Here is a 14952-nt window from a genome sequence, read left to right as displayed (position 1 = left end):
TCAGCCCCCGGAAACCAGCAGCGCCACCGGCGCCGCCCCCAGCAGCTCCGCGACCGCCACCCGCCCCCGCCACTCCCCGCCCCCCAGCAGATCCCGCCACGTCCCGTCCCCGGGCAGCTCCAGGGCCGTGTCCCGCCAGCCACCCGCTTCCGCCAGCCGTCCCGCCAGCCGGCACACCACGGTGACGACTCGCGCCGCCCGCGTGAAAGCCACGACGTGCCCGGCGCCCGCGCCCTCCGCGTACAGCGGCACGTACGAGCCCCCCGCCCCGAACCACTCGGGCCGCTCGCGCCGCAGCCGCAGCGCCGACCGCGTCAGCCGGAGCTTCTCGCCGGCGAGCCCGTCCTCCGTCCCGTCGGGGAAGGGAGGGACCGGCCGGTTGTCCGGGTCGACGAGCGCCCGGTACAGCCCCTCCGTCCCCATGTACACATCCGGCACCCCCGGCATCGTCAGGTGGAGCAGCGCCGCCCCCAGGGTGTTGGCCCGTATGGAGGCCCGGACCTCGCCCTCGAACCCGGCCAGGGCCTCCCGGCCCACCGCCCCGCAGGGGCCGGTGGTGACGAAGGCCGCCACCGCCGCCTCGTACGCCGCGTCCGGTTCCGTCCACGTCGTCAGCAGCGCCGCCTCCCGGGCGCCCTTGAGGGCGGCGGGGACGAGCCGGTCGGGGTCGGGCTCGCCGAGGGCGAAGGCGTTCTGCCAAGCGGTCCACGCCAGGTGGGGGTCCGGGGCGGGGGAGTCGGACCACAGCCGGTCCATCAGCCGGGCCCAGCCGGCCGGGTGCTCGCTCAGCGCGGCGATCCGCGCCCGCGCGTCGGCGCTGCGCTTGGTGTCGTGGGTGGACAGGACGGTCCCGCCGTGGGGCCGGTCGTCCTGCGCGCGGGCACAGAAGGCGTGGAAGTCCTCCGGAGCGACCGCCGGCCGGTCGGGGGTGCCGCCCACCTCCGTCGCCGACAGCAGGGGCGCGTAGCGGTAGAAGGCGGTGTCCTCGACGGACTTGGCGCGCAGCGCCGACGCCGTCTGGGCGAAACGGGCGCAGAAGTCCCGCTGGTCGGGGCCGTCGCCGAGGCGGCCGAGGGCGGCGTCGCGGATCAGCTCCACGGCCCGGGCCTCCTCGGGGACGGCGAAGGCTCCCCGGGCCCCCCGGGCGGCCTCCTCCAGCAGGGCGGCGTCCGTGGGCGCGGCGGGCCGGCCCGCCGTGACGTACGGGCGGTAGACGGGCAGCCGGACGAGGATCTCGCGCAGGGCGGTGCGCAGCGCCCAGGGGGCGTGGTCGCGCAGCCGGTGGGAGGTCTCGCAGAGCCGGACGGCGGTGCGGACGAGCCGCTCGGTCTCGGCGGCCAGCTCGTGGCCGATGACCCGGTGGGCGGCGCGGCGCGCGGTCGCGGGCCAGTCGCCGCCCCGGTCGGGCGGGCAGCCGGTGAAGGCGAGGTAGGCGTCGGTGAGTTCGCCGAGCCCGGCGGGGTCGGTGAACAGGCCGTCGAGCCGGCGCAGGGCGTCGTAGCCGGTGGTGCCGGCGACGGGCCAGTCGGCGGGCAGCCGTTCGTCCCCGGCGAGGATCTTCTCGACGACCGTCCACCGCCCTCCGGTGGCCTCGTGCAGCCGCCGCAGATACGCGGGCGGGTCGGCGAGGCCATCCGGGTGGTCGACGCGCAGGCCGTCGAGGACGCCCTCGCGCAGCAGGCGCAGGATCGTGGCGTGGGTGGCGGCGAAGACCTCGGGGTCCTCCACGCGCACCGCGATCAGCTCGGAGACGGTGAAGAAGCGCCGGTAGTTGAGCTCGGTGCGGGCCAGCCGCCACCAGGCGGGGCGGTACCACTGGGCGTCGAGCAGCTCGGGCAGCGGGAGGCGTTCGGTGCCGGGCCGCAGGGGGAGGACGTGGTCGCCGTAGCGCAGCTCCCCGTCGGCGGTGGTGAAGCGTTCCAGCTCGTCGCCGAGCCGGCCCGCGAGCACGGGCAGCAGGACCTTGCCGCCGTGCTCGGCCCAGTCGATGTCGAACCAGCGGGCGTACGGGGAGGCCGGGCCGTCGCGCAGCACGTGCCACAGGGGACCGCCCGGCCGTCCGGCGGCGGGCAGGGCCATGTGGTTGGGCACGATGTCGGCGATCAGCCCCAGCCCGTGCGCGTGGGCGGTACGGGCCAGGGCGCGCAGCCCGTCCTCCCCGCCCAGCTCCGCCCGTACCGCCGTGTGGTCGACGACGTCGTAGCCGTGCGTGGAGCCGGGGACGGCCTCCAGGAGGGGGGAGAGGTGCAGATGGGACACGCCGAGCCCGGCGAGGCGGGGCACGACCCGCTCGGCCGCCGCGAAGGGAAAGCCGGGCTGGATCTGGAGCCGGTAGGTGGCGGTAGGCGGCGCGTGGCTGTCGGGCTTCACAGGAACATACGTACCCACGGCACGCCCCTGTAAGGGGCGCGAGACTGTGTCGACCTGCGGCTGCCGCCGCGTGGGCGCGACAAGCCCCCACCGGCCCGCAGGTGACCAGACCGCCGGCCGGAACGCTAGGCCGGCCGCTGAAGCACCGCCAGACTGCGGTCGACAAGAGTCAACCGTTCCCCCGCCCGCACCTTCGGCCCGTCCGCCGCCACGCCCTCCGGGCGCGCCGTGTCGACGACGACCTGCCACTGCGCGCCGTGGTCGACGGGGACGGTGAAGTCCAGCGGCCGGTCGTGCGCGTTGAACATCAGCAGGAAGGAGTCGTCGGTCACCGGCTCGCCCCGGGGCCCGGGCTCGGAGATGGCGCTGCCGTTGAGGAAGACGGTCAGGGACCTGGCGTGGGCGACCTGCCAGTCACTGTCCCGCATTTCCTCCCCTTCCGGAGTGAACCAGGCGATATCGGATAGTTCGTCGTGGGTGCCCTGCACCGGCCGCCCGTGGAAGAAGCGCCGGCGGCGGAAGACGGGGTGGTCGCGGCGGAGCCAGACCAGCGAGCGGGTGAAGCGCAGCATCCGCAGCGCCCGTGCCGTCTCCTCGTCCACGTCCTCCTCCGCCCCCTCCGGGAGGCGCGGCCAGCGCACCCAGGACACCTCGCCGTCCTGGCAGTAGGCGTTGTTGTTGCCGTGCTGGGTGCGGGCGAACTCGTCGCCGTGGCTGAGCATCGGCACGCCCTGCGAGACCATCAGGGTGGCGATGAAATTGCGCATCTGCCGCTCGCGCAGGGCCAGGACGCCCGGGTCGTCGGTCGGTCCCTCGGCCCCGCAGTTCCAGGAGCGGTTGTGGCTCTCGCCGTCCCGGTTGTCCTCGCCGTTGGCCTCGTTGTGCTTGGTGTTGTACGAGACGAGGTCGTGGAGGGTGAAGCCGTCGTGGCAGGTGACGAAGTTGACGGAGGCCAGCGGGCGCCTGCTGTCGCCCTGGTAGAGGTCGGAGGAGCCGGTCAGCCGGGAGCCGAACTCCGCCAGGGTGGCCGGCTCGCCCCGCCACAGGTCCCGCACGGTGTCCCGGAACTTTCCGTTCCACTCGGTCCACAGGGGCGGGAAGTTGCCGACCTGATAGCCGCCCTCGCCCACGTCCCACGGCTCCGCGATCAGCTTCACCTGGCTGACCACCGGATCCTGCTGCACCAGGTCGAAGAACGACGACAGCCGGTCCACCTCGTGGAACTGCCGCGCCAGCGTCGCCGCCAGGTCGAAGCGGAAACCGTCCACCCGCATCTCGGTCACCCAGTAGCGCAGCGAGTCCATGATGAGCTGGAGCACGTGCGGGCTCCGCATCAGCAGCGAATTGCCGGTGCCGGTGGTGTCCATGTAGTAGCGCGGATCGTCGGTCAGCCGGTAGTACGACGCGTTGTCCAGCCCCCGGAACGACAGCGTCGGGCCCAGATGATTGCCCTCGGCCGTGTGGTTGTACACCACATCCAGAATCACCTCGATGCCCGCCGCGTGCAGCGCCCGCACCGCCGTCTTGAACTCCAGCACCTGCTGACCCCGGTCGCCCCACGACGCGTACGCGTTGTGCGGCGCGAAGAACCCGATGGTGTTGTAGCCCCAGTAGTTGACCAGCCCCGCGTCCACCAGCCGGTGGTCCTGCACGAACTGATGGACCGGCATCAACTCGATCGCCGTGACCCCCAGCTCCCTCAGATGCCCGATCACCGCCGGATGCGCCAGCGCGGCGTACGTCCCCCGGATCTCCTCCGGCAGCTCCGGGTGGCGCATCGTCAGGCCCTTCACATGGGCCTCGTAGATGACCGTGCGGTGGTACTCCGTCCGGGGCGGCCGGTCGTCCCCCCAGTCGAAGTACGGATTGACCACCACCGAAGTCATCATGTGCGGTGCCGAGTCCATGTCATTGCGCTTCTCCGGCCGCCCGAAGGGATAGCCGTAGACCGCCTCCCCCCAGTCCACCGCCCCGCTCACGGCCTTCGCGTACGGGTCGAGCAGCAGCTTGGCGGAGTTGCAGCGCAGACCGCGCCGCGGCTCGTACGGGCCGTGCGCCCGGAAGCCGTACCGCTGACCCGGCATCACCCCCGGGAGGTAGGCGTGCCATACGAACGCGTCCGTCTCCCGCAGCTCCACCGCCGTCTCCGAGCCGTCCTCGTGCAAGAGGCACAACTCGATCCGTTCGGCGGCCTCCGAGAAGACCGCGAAATTGGTTCCGGCGCCGTCGTACGTGGCACCGAGGGGGTACGCCTGTCCCGGCCAGACCTGCATGCCCAGAAGTCTTCCACCCCCGGCCGCGCTTTCCGCAGATCTTCCGCAAAAGCCGGTCCGCCGCCCGCCCCGAGGGCTCCGCCGAGCGGGTGACAGCAGCCTTCCGCCACCCGTCCGGCTACTTCTGGCTATGAATCAGATCACGTCCGGCGCCCGGGTATCGGACAACCGGCACGTCCGACGGCAGAGTTGACCGCAGGCCCGACGGACGCGCGTGCACCCCCTCCCGCCCGCGCAGTAGTCTGCCTTGATCATTGGGAGCGGGGGCGGAAGGCGGTGCGCTGGTGAGCTCGGGCGGGCTGGAGCTGCCCCCTGGGGACGGCTGTCCGGAAGAGGACGGCACGTCCGACACCCCTCCGGGCGTGGTCTCCCTGACCCGCCCGAGGGAGATCGGGGCGGAACTGGACTGGGGCGCCGAAGCCTGGGGCGAGGTGCGCACACGCGCCCGCCGGGCGGGGCGTGCCTACATATGGCTCAACCTGGTCGAGCAGCGGCTCCGCGCCGTCGTCGCCGCCGTGCTGCGCCCGGTCTACGAGCCCGTCCACGGCGAGGAGGAATGGGTCGTCGCGGCCGCCGGCCCGGCCGGCCAGGAATGGGTGCAGCGCGCCGTCGCCGTCCGCGAGGTCAGCCGCCGCAAGGGCTATCTGCTCGACCCGGCCGACGACAACGTCCTCAGCTTCCTCACCCTGCCCCAGCTGCGCGAGCTGGTCGTCCAGCACTGGCCGTGCTTCGAGCCCTACCTCGACGACCGGCGCGAGCTCGAACTCGTACTGGACGAGCTCGAGGTGGCCCGCAACGTCGTCTCCCGCAACCGGGCGCTCTCCCAGACCGTCCTCGCCCAGGCCGAACGCGCCTCGGCCAGGCTGCTGGACATCCTCGGCAGCGGCAGCGGCGCGGGCGCCTCCTCCGGCGACCGGCTGCCCATCGACGCCGTCGAGGACCTCGTCGGCGACCGCTACGCCGACGTCGTCGGCGTCCACCCCGACCGGGTGCGGCTCCAGCGCCAGCTGCCCGTCGAGGACCTCTTCGGCAGCGCCCGCCGCCTCGACGCCGTCGGCATAGGCCTGAACCTCCTCGTCCAGAACTACTCCGGACGGCGCATGGTCCGCCTCGCCGAGGCCGGTTGCCGCACCCGGCTGCTCTTCCTCAACCCCGCCAGCAGCGCCGTGCGCCGCCGGGAGCGGGAACTGGGGATCAAGAAGGGCGAGATGAGCCGGTCCGTGGAGATGAACATCATCCACATGCGGCGGGTGCGCGCCGCGCTCCGGGACGCGTCCTCCTTCGAGATCCGCGTCTTCGACGAGACCCCGCGCTTCACCGCCTACCTGGTCAACGGCGACGGCTCGGACGGGGTCGCCGTGGTGCAGTCCTATCTCCGCAAGGCGCGCGGCATGGAGTCGCCGGTGCTCGTCCTGCGCGGCGGCCACGGCCGGGGCGTGCTCCGGGAGGGGCGCCCCGACGCGGACGGCGGGCTCTTCGACACCTACCGCGAGGAGTTCGAGGGCGTGTGGGAGGACTCCAGGCCGGTGTCGTAGGCGGATCCCTCACGGTGTCTCTCACAGCCTCTCTCGCGGCGCCTGGTTCCAGGGTCGCGGCCCGTTGTCAGTGGGCCGTGCGACGCTGGGGACCAGACGGGGGAAGCACTACCGACAGGGGGGACCGCGATGGCCTGGCACGAGGAGCGTCTGGTCGGCTTCGATCTGGAGACGACGGGCACCGACCCGTCGACGGCCCGGATCGTCACCGCGGCGGTCGTGGAGACCAAGGGCGGCGAGGTCGTCGCGAGCCGGCTCTGGCTGGCCGACCCGGGCACGCCGATACCGGCCGAGGCCACGGCGATCCACGGCATCACGACCGAGCGGGCCGCCGACTGCGGGCGGCCCGCGCGCGAGGTGGCGGAGGAGGTGGCCACCGCCCTGGCCGGCCACTGGTCGATGGGCGTGCCGGTCATCGCGTACAACGCGGCCTTCGACCTGAGCCTGCTCTCGGCCGAGCTGGAGCGGTACGGCCTGCGGTCGCTGACCGAGCGGCTGGGCGCCGAGCGGCTGGGCGGGGACGGTGCGGGCGCGCCGGCGGTCGTGGGCCCGGTCGTCGATCCCCTCACCATCGACCGTGCCGTCGACCGCTTCCGCAAGGGCCGGCGCACGCTGGCCGCCGCCTGCCGGGAGTACGGGGTCGTGCTCGACGGGGCGCACGAGGCGGGCGCGGACGCCCTGGCGGCCGTGCGCGTGGCGCGCGCGATAGCCGGGCGGTACGCGCACATCGCGGCGGCCGACCTGTGGGAGCTGCACCGCGATCAGACGCGGTGGTACGGGGAGTGGGCGGCCGACTATCAGAAGTGGCTGCGGCGGCAGGGGAATCCGGAGGCGGTGGTGGAGGGAACGTGGCCGCTGCGCTGAGCCGCCCCCTTGTAGGGGCCGGGCCCAGTCGCCCCCTTATAGGTAAGGAAACGGTAAAACCGGCTGGTAATGTCGTTGATCCGCCGATTCGACCTGCCTGAAGGACCTTGCATGAGCATGCCCACTCCGCCCGGCGACCGGAATCCTGTGGACCAGGCGCCGTCGGCCGGCCAGGAGCCGTGGGGCCCCCGCCCGGCGGAACCCGCCCCGGCGTACTGGCCGCCGTACCCGATACCCGTGCCCCAGGCGCGCAACAACGGCATGGGCATCACGGCCCTGGTCCTCGGTATCACCGGCGTGGTCCTCGGCCTGACGGTCATCCTGTTCTGGCTGTCCTGGCTGCCGGCCCTGCTGGCGGTGGTCTTCGGCTTCGTCGGACTCGGCTACGCGCGCAGGGGCCTGGCGACCAATAAGGCGATGGCGCTGGCCGGGGTGATCACGGGCGCGGCCGGTCTCCTGATATCGGCCGGCGTCGGCGTGTTCTTCGTGGTGGTGGCGAAGGAGGTCGCCGACGACGGCCGTGCGAAGGCCGAGCGGGCGAAGGCGGCGGCCGCCGCCGAGGAAGAGAAGGAGAAGGCGGAGGAGAGGGCCAGGCACCTGTCGTTCGGTCAGTCGTACACGTTCGAGAACGGTCTGAAGGTCACGGTGGCCAAGCCGCAGCCGTTCGAGCCGCGTGAGCCCGTGTTCGGCCACGCGGAGGGGAACAAGGCCGTGCAGGTGACGGTCACCGTCGTCAACACCGGCACGGAGCGGATCGCGGTCGAGTCGGGGCTGCCCAACGTCAACGACGCCAACGGGGCCTCCACGGAGCTGGTGATCGACGGAAGCGGACGCCAGAAGGTCATCACCGGCTACGTCCTGCCCGGCAAGGAAGCCGTCGGCAAGTACGCCTTCTCGCTGCCGTCCGACGCGGCCGGCAAGGCCGAGGTCGAGTTCAGCCCCGATGGGAAGCGGTTGCCGTACGCCTACTGGTCCGGCCCCACCTCTTGAGCGGTCGGGCGCCGGCTGCGCCGGGGTTGAGTCCAGGGTTCAGCCCGGTGTTCAGTCCGGGGGCTCGTCCGTCCGCGGTTCCCCGGAGCCGCCCGTACCGCCGGTCCGCTCGCCGAGGTTCTTGACGTTCTCGGTGCCCGCCTGCTGGTCCTGCATGTCCCGGGGAACGGCCTTGCGGCGCCCGGAAGGCTTCCCGTCGCGTGCCCGCCCGTAAGGGTCCCCGGACGTCTTCCTGGGCTGCTGCCGAGCCATATCGGCCACCTCCGTGGTCATGAGCGCGCACCCACTACGCGGATGCGGCGGGCCCCCCGGGTACCCGGGCGCCGGTCACACATGCGGTGCCGACGAAACGGCGGTCCCTCCCTCGACCGCGGTCCCTATTTCGCCTCCGCCGCCTCGATGCGGTGCAGCGTCACTTCGGTGAGCTCGCCGCCGTCCGCACGAGCGGTCATGTACGTGCGGTAGGGCTGCCGGCGCCGGTCGGTGGGCGAGCCGGGGTTCAGCAGGCGCAGGCCGCCGGGGGCGGTGGTGTCCCAGGGGATGTGGCTGTGGCCGAAGACCAGCACGTCGGTGGCCGGAAAACGTTCGGCGCAGCGTTCCTCGCGGCCGCGCGCCGGGCCCGTCTCGTGGACGATCGTGAAGCGCAGTCCGCCGAGCTCGGCGTGGGCGATCTCGGGCAGCCGGGCGCGCAGATCGGGGCCGTCGTTGTTGCCGTGGACGGCGATGAGACGGCGGGCGCGGGCGGTGAACAGCTCCAGGGTCGCGATGTCGGTCCAGTCCCCGGCGTGGAGGACGACGTCGGCCCGGTCCATCGCCTCCAGAAGGGGTGGCGGCACCTTCCGGGCCCGGGTGGGCAGGTGGGTGTCGGACGTCAGGAGCAACCGCATGAACCCGACCCCGGCCCCTAGCCCCGTACCCTGAGCGCGCTCTCGTCGCAGGAGACGATCTCCAGCTCCCGTCCGGGCCGCCCGGCCGCCGGGAAGGAGATCGTCAGCCGGACGCCGTCCTTGGTCTGCCAGACGCCGGGCACGGAATCGGGGGCGTCACCGCGCCCGATGGGGTGGTCGACGAAGGTTCCGTCGGCGGCGAACTCCATCCCTTCCCGCCCTCGCGAGGGCGGGAAGGGATGGTCGGCGGGCCGGTAGACGGAGATGTCGGCAGAGTCCTCTTCGCGGGAATGGATCCAGCTCCGGAAGAGAGCCGGGGGTGGCTCGTTCATTCCTCAAACACCTCAGCAATCACCCGGATTCACCTGAATGGCGGGATCCGGAAGGTTGACATACGGTTGGAATTGAATTCCGGTATATCCGTCTCTTTCCACGTTCTACGGGTCTACCGTAGACGCCATCGGGCCCGACTCTCTCCCGTAACTCGCCGCGTCTGACGGCGGTCAGAGGAGGTGCCGCATGCCCGAGAACCGGCAGAACGCCACATCCGAGAGGTCACCCGAGAGCCTGCTGTGCGGGACCATGGAAGTCCACCGCAGACTGCTCACGGAACACGCTCCGTACGCGGGGGCGCGTGCGGACCTCGAGAACAAGGCCTTCGCCTACGAGAAGGGGCACGAGCGGACCACGCGTTCCGGAGTGACCCTCATCCCGGTCGTCGTCCACGTCGTGCACCAGAACGGCGCGCAGAACATCGACGACGCACAGGTCGCCAGCCAGATCGAGGCCCTCAACCGGGACTACCGCAAGACCAATGCGGACGTCTCCGGCGTCCCGGCCGTCTGGCAGGCACGGGTGGCCGACTGCGACATCGAGTTCCAGCTGGCCACCACCGACCCGTCCGGGGCGCCGACCAACGGCATCACCCGCACCCAGACCGCGACCGCGAGTTTCGGCACCGACGACGCCGTGAAGTCGACGGCGACCGGCGGCCAGGACCCGTGGCCCACCGACCGCTACCTCAACCTGTGGTCCTGTGAACTGGGCGGCGGGCTGCTCGGGTACGCGCAGTTCCCCGGCGGACCGGCCGCCACCGACGGCGTGGTCATCCTCCACTCCGCGTTCGGCACCACCGGGACCGCGACGGCACCCTTCAACCTGGGCCGCACCGCGACCCATGAAGTGGGCCACTGGCTGAACCTCTTCCACATCTGGGGCGACGACGGCACGGCCTGCAACGGCACCGACTTCGTGGCCGACACCCCCAACCAGGGCGGGCCCAACTTCGGCAAGCCGAACTTCCCCCGCGTCACGTGCAAGAACGCACCCGATGGCGACATGTTCATGAACTACATGGACTACGTCGACGACGCGGCCATGTTCATGTTCACGGAGGGCCAGCTGGCCCGCATGAACGCCACCCTCGACGGACCTCGCTCCTCGTTCCTCAGCGCGTAGCCGCGCCAACCGAAAAGGACGGCCGGTCAGAAGGGATACCAGCGCACCGCCGGGTCGTTGTCGCGGAGGGAGGCGACCCGGCGGCGGAACTCCGCGAGGGCGGCCGGATTGCCCGGCGCGTGCTGGGCCACCCAGGCGCAGCTCGCCGTCTCCCGGGCCCCGCGCAGCACGGCGCAGCCCTCCCACTCCCGGACGTCCCAGCCGTAGGCGTGGACGAAGGAGTGATAGGCGTCCGGGTCCAGCCCGTACCGGTCCTTGCTGAGGGCCATCACCACCAGGTCGTGCTCGCGCAGGTCCGAGGCGAAGGTCTCCAGGTCGACGAGTACGGGACCGTCGGGCCCGATGTGGACATTGCGCGGCAGGGCGTCGCCGTGGATCGCCCCCGGCGTCAGGTGCGGGGTGAGGGCGGCGGCCGCGGCGGCGAAGCCGTCGCGGCGCTCGCGCAGATAATCGGCGTCGGCCGGGTCGATCGCCGTCCCGGCCAGCCGCAGCCACCGCTCGACGCCGCCCAGCAGATCGCGCCGCGGCAGCCCGAACCCGGGCTCGGGGAGAGCGTGCACCTGCCGGAGGAGCCCGGCCAGATCGGCGGGACCGGCAGGGCGCTCCGCCGCCGGGAGCCGGTGCCAGAGCGTCACGGGATGCCCGTCGGCCACCAGCACCTCGGGCTCCGCCGCCCGCACCGCCGGCACGCCCGCCTCCGCGAGCCAGGCGGCGATCCGCAGCTCACGGGTGGCGCGCTCCACGAGGGACGCGTCCCGGCCCACCTTCGCGACGAGACCGTCCGCGGCGAACACCGCGTTCTCGCCGAGGGCCAGCAACTCGGCGCCGGCCGCCGGGAGCGGGGTGCCCGCCTCCGCGAGGAGTTCCCGTGCCCGCTGTTCGGTGAATGCCACGCCGTTCCTTCCGCTTATCCGCTCTCCAGGATGCCGCCAGTCTCCCTCATGGGCGGTGGTATCCGGACACGCCGGAGTTCGGCCGATCACGTAACCCCTGGTACGGTCGCGTCCCATCGGCTGCCGTGCCCAACCCCCACGGGGCACGGCGGCCGTCTCGATAAGCTCCCCCCACGTTCTGCGTGATCTTGCGAGAGGAGCTTTCGCCCATGACCGCCGCGATACTCGGCTTCGCCCTCTTCTCCCTGCTGGTGGCCATGGCCCCGGGCCCGGACACCCTGCTCGTGCTGCGCAACTGCCTGCGCGGCGGCCGCCGCACGGGCAGCGCGACCGCGCTCGGCGCGGCGGCCGGCTCCCTCGCCTGGGGCATCGCCGCCGCCCTCGGCCTGGCGGCGGCGCTCCAGCGCTGGGACGCGGCCTTCACGGCCGTCAGGCTGGCGGGGGCGGCGTACCTCGTCTTTCTGGGGGCGCAGGTGCTGTGGGCCCAGCGGCGGGCGGGCGCCGCGGCGGTGGAGGTGCCGGACGAGGGCGGGCGGGCTCCGGCGGCGGGCGAGGCGTTCCGTCAGGGGCTGCTGAGCTGTCTGCTCAACCCCAAGGTGGGGGTCTTCTTCGTGGCCGTCGTGCCGCAGTTCCTCCCGGAGGGCGGGGGATCGGCGCTGGGCACGACGCTGCTGTTCGGCGCGGTCGACGCGGCGGTCGCGGGCGTCTGGCTGCTGTTGGTGGCGGCGGGCGCCACCCGCTTGCTGGGCTGGCTCCGCCGGCCCCGGGTACACCGCAACCTTGAGCGGACCACGGGCGGGGTGCTGGTGGCGCTGGGGGTGGGGACGGCGGTGGAGGGTTAATAGCGGGGGCCGGGGACGACGGTGACCTTGCCGGGCGGGAAGAGGTCCAGGTTCAGGACGTCTTTGGCCTCCGCGATGACGACGTCGGGGTGGTCGATGGTGGCGAGGGTGCTCAGGTCGACGACCGTTTGATGCGACCAGTGGCAGGAGAGCCTGAGCAGCCGGAGGCCCGGGAAGACCTTGCCCACGGGTGTCAGGTCGACAGGGTGCGAGGGACGTACGAGCGTGAGTTCCCGTACCTGGGGGAGTACGGGACCCATGGCGAGCCGGAACATGTCCTGCTCGACGATCACCAAGCGAGTCAGTCGTGGGAGACGCGTGAGCTCTTCGCGATCCCCATCAGGGAATCTGGGGGCGTTGATGGAGAGATATTCCAGCCCGTCGAACGCCTCCAGTCCCGTCAGGGATCGTGACGCTTTCCGCTGCCATACGTAGAGCCTCCGCAATTTGGGCATGGCGGGCAGCGACGAGGTGTGCGACCGGCGCACGGGGAGGTCGAGGTTCAGCTCCTCCAGCTCCGGCAGCTCGGCCACGCGACGCAGGTCGTGCGGGCGAGTGTCGTGGATCAGCAGCGTGGTGAGCGGCAGCCCGTCGAGCGGCGACAAGTCGGTGATCTCGGAGCACCTGACCAGGGAGAGCCTGCGCAGCCTCGGCAGGCACCGGAGGAAGGCCACATCGTTCAGCCGCTGGTTGGCGGACAAGCTGATGCTCGTCAACCGGTCCGGAGCGACCGCCGCCAGGATTTCTTCTGCGGAGAATTCTCCGAAGAAGCGGATATCCGACTGCTGCGGGAGGTCTGGCACGAGTTCCAGAGCAGCGCGGCTGCGGACGGTGACGGGGCACTCGGCCGGCAGATGGTTGAGGATCTCTTCCGCGAACTCCTCGGTGTCGAACGAGTCCCAGCTCGCCGACAGTGTGCTGATGACGCGCGGGGCGCGACAGCCGCGATACCGCTTGAGCAAGGCGAGAGCGGCGTCCCCGCCGACGTCCGCCGCCGTGCGGACGACAGCTTCCGCCTCCTTCTCCGGCAGCCCCTGCGGACCTGGCAGCAGATCGAGGATCACCGGCCCCACCATGGCCAGTTTATTGGCCTCGGCATAGCGCCTTGGCGGCACCAGCTCCGCCGCCCGCTGCTCCACCTTCGCCCGCACCTCCGGGTCCAGCTCCGTGGCCTGCTCCAGGCAGGCCATGGCGAGCAGGTGCAGCCGCGTCCGGTGATCGGCGGCCTGATCGCCGCGTGCCATGAGCTGGCGCAGCAGCGTCGCCCGCTCCGCCGGCCGCGCGTGGGCCACGGCCATCCGGACGACGTCCTCCCACTGGTCGTCGTGGGCGTTCCGCACCAGCAGTCCGAGGTCGTGCCCCTCCACGGCGGCCTTCGCGCCGAGGTAGTCCTGGAACGTGCGGTGGACGAAGTCGATGGTGTCCGCCGTCGGTCTGCGCAGCAGCCCGCACCGGGAGACCAGGTGGGTGAGGACCCGCCGGGCGTCGCCCTGCCCCGCGACGGTCGGCATGGCGGGAAGAACGTCTTCGAGAACGGCCAGGGCGGTCCTCTCCTCCATCTCCGCCTGGCTGTTGCGGATGAGCCAGTACGCCAGCCGTTGCAGCAGCTGGACCGCCTCGTGCTGTGTGAGGCTGATCCCCTCGGGTGCCTCGATGCCCCGCTCGTCGTCCCTCCGGCTCAGCAGCATGGCCAGCGCCGCCTCGTACAGTTCCATCCGGCTCCGGGGCAGACGGCCCCGGCGGTCGCGGTGGAGCGCGCACAGCAGGGCGCACATCAGCGGGGTCGTCGCCAACTGGGCCAGGGGCCGCTGGGCCCTTACGGCATCCTTGAAGCGCTCTTCGAGTTCGGGCTCGGTACGGGCCGCCGTGTGCCACCGCGTGGCGAAGACGAGGACGTCCTTCCGGTTCATCGGCCGTACGGTCAGCTCCGCGAACCCCGCCACTTCGAGCCACCGTTCGGGTACGGCTGTCGGCCGCGTGGTGACCAGGAAACTCGCACGGGGGTAGGCCGCGATCAGGTCGCGGAGCCACTCCTTCGTCTCTTCGCGCCGATGGGCGGGCACCTCGTCGATGCCGTCGACGAGCAACAGCCCCCGCCCGCTCTTGAGGACCCGGTCCGCCCAGTCCGGCGGCTGCGCCGGGGCGAGCGGGCACCTGATGGCTTCCAGGAAACGGTCCGGAGCGGGTGGGGCGCTCTTGAGGTCGAGCCTGCGCAGGGGGATGACGAAGGGGATGCTCCCACGCCGGGCGGAGGTGACGGCAAGCCATTGGACGAGCGTGGTCTTGCCGCTGCCCGCGAGCCCGCGGATCAGCGCTCGCTGCTGCCCGGCCAGGGCCTTCTCGGCACGTTCGACGACGGTGAGGGAGCCGTCGCGCCTGCTCGTCAGTTCCAGGCTGACGTAGGCGGGCTCCAGCGGCCAGCTCGCCGCATGGGATCCCCGCAGATCGAGGCCGACGACGGTGAGATCGCTGTGCCGCTCGACGACGTAGCGGCAGTACCGTTCTTCGAACGGGATGTCATCCGCCCGGACAGCGGCCTCGACGATCTCCTCCGCCGCTCTCTCCCGCAGCACCAGCAGCGGGCCCGGGTCGGCGCCCAGGGCCTTGGCGAGGGCCACCACCGTGCCCTCCGTCGGCACCTTCCGCCCGTTGAGGGTCTGGCTGACGGTCGTGTGCCCGAGCCCCGCCCGTCGCTCCAGCGCCACATGCGTCAGGCCGCGCTCGAACCGCAACCGGCGCAATCGCGCGGCCAGTTCCCCCAGCGCCCCCGAATCCGCACCCATCCGTTCATCTTCATACGCGCGAACGCCGACGAACGCGGAATCGCGGAAGTTCAGCCC

At 72.1% G+C, this 14952-nt stretch carries 12 protein-coding genes; 5 read left to right on the top strand and 7 right to left on the bottom strand.

Annotated elements, in window-relative coordinates; all coding sequences use genetic code 11:
• A complete protein-coding gene (gene treY, locus IE096_RS05350; protein WP_189448814.1) occupies positions 1-2370 on the bottom strand; it encodes a malto-oligosyltrehalose synthase in 2370 nt (789 codons plus the stop codon).
• A 125-nt stretch (positions 2371-2495) separates the two neighbouring features.
• Complete coding sequence (glgX, locus tag IE096_RS05345; protein WP_189448812.1) at positions 2496-4643, bottom strand: glycogen debranching protein GlgX; 2148 nt, start codon at positions 4641-4643, stop codon at positions 2496-2498.
• Between the two features lie 284 nt (positions 4644-4927).
• Here glgX and IE096_RS05340 point away from each other — a divergent pair, with 284 nt between their 5' ends.
• The 3 genes from IE096_RS05340 to IE096_RS05330 all read left to right on the top strand — a co-directional run bounded on the left by IE096_RS05340 (position 4928) and on the right by IE096_RS05330 (position 8032).
• The gene (locus tag IE096_RS05340; RefSeq protein WP_189448810.1) at positions 4928-6178 is read left to right on the top strand and encodes a DUF5919 domain-containing protein; all 1251 of its coding nucleotides are present in this window, start codon (positions 4928-4930) and stop codon (positions 6176-6178) included.
• A gap of 129 nt (positions 6179-6307) precedes the next feature.
• The gene (locus IE096_RS05335; protein WP_189448807.1) at positions 6308-7042 is read left to right on the top strand and encodes an exonuclease domain-containing protein; all 735 of its coding nucleotides are present in this window, start codon (positions 6308-6310) and stop codon (positions 7040-7042) included.
• Between the two features lie 111 nt (positions 7043-7153).
• Positions 7154-8032 carry a DUF4190 domain-containing protein gene (locus IE096_RS05330; protein WP_189448805.1) on the top strand — a complete coding sequence of 293 codons (879 nt, stop codon included), beginning with the start codon at positions 7154-7156 and terminating at the stop codon, positions 8030-8032.
• 51 nt (positions 8033-8083) lie between these two features.
• On the opposite strand, the gene IE096_RS05325 is transcribed toward IE096_RS05330, so the two are convergent.
• The 3 genes from IE096_RS05325 to IE096_RS05315 form a co-directional block, all read right to left on the bottom strand.
• Positions 8084-8284, bottom strand: a complete 201-nt coding sequence (locus IE096_RS05325) for a hypothetical protein (RefSeq protein ID WP_189448804.1) — start codon at positions 8282-8284, stop codon at positions 8084-8086.
• A 125-nt stretch (positions 8285-8409) separates the two neighbouring features.
• On the bottom strand, positions 8410-8919 hold the full coding sequence (locus IE096_RS05320; RefSeq protein WP_189448802.1) for a metallophosphoesterase family protein: 510 nt from the start codon (positions 8917-8919) through the stop codon (positions 8410-8412).
• A gap of 17 nt (positions 8920-8936) precedes the next feature.
• A complete protein-coding gene (locus tag IE096_RS05315) occupies positions 8937-9251 on the bottom strand; it encodes a hypothetical protein (RefSeq protein WP_189448800.1) in 315 nt (104 codons plus the stop codon).
• Between the two features lie 187 nt (positions 9252-9438).
• Between IE096_RS05315 and IE096_RS05310 the strand changes: the two genes are divergently transcribed.
• Positions 9439-10377 (top strand): zinc metalloprotease, encoded by a 939-nt coding sequence (locus tag IE096_RS05310; protein WP_229819934.1) that lies wholly within the window; start codon positions 9439-9441, stop codon positions 10375-10377.
• Between the two features lie 26 nt (positions 10378-10403).
• Here IE096_RS05310 and IE096_RS05305 read toward each other — a convergent pair whose 3' ends face one another.
• The gene (locus IE096_RS05305; RefSeq protein WP_229819933.1) at positions 10404-11270 is read right to left on the bottom strand and encodes a phosphotransferase enzyme family protein; all 867 of its coding nucleotides are present in this window, start codon (positions 11268-11270) and stop codon (positions 10404-10406) included.
• A 209-nt stretch (positions 11271-11479) separates the two neighbouring features.
• On the opposite strand from IE096_RS05305, the gene IE096_RS05300 reads away from it, so the two are divergent.
• A complete protein-coding gene (locus IE096_RS05300) occupies positions 11480-12112 on the top strand; it encodes a LysE family translocator (RefSeq protein WP_189448795.1) in 633 nt (210 codons plus the stop codon).
• Here IE096_RS05300 and IE096_RS05295 read toward each other — a convergent pair.
• Positions 12109-14895 (bottom strand): NACHT domain-containing protein, encoded by a 2787-nt coding sequence (locus IE096_RS05295; RefSeq protein WP_189448794.1) that lies wholly within the window; start codon positions 14893-14895, stop codon positions 12109-12111. The genes IE096_RS05300 and IE096_RS05295 overlap by 4 nt on opposite strands.
• Between the last annotated feature and the right edge of the window lie 57 nt (positions 14896-14952).

This window comes from Streptomyces abikoensis (assembly GCF_014648775.1).
GTDB lineage: Bacteria > Actinomycetota > Actinomycetes > Streptomycetales > Streptomycetaceae > Streptomyces > Streptomyces abikoensis.
Note: the sequence above shows the minus strand (reverse complement) of the source record. Positions and strands in the feature narration are given on the sequence as shown.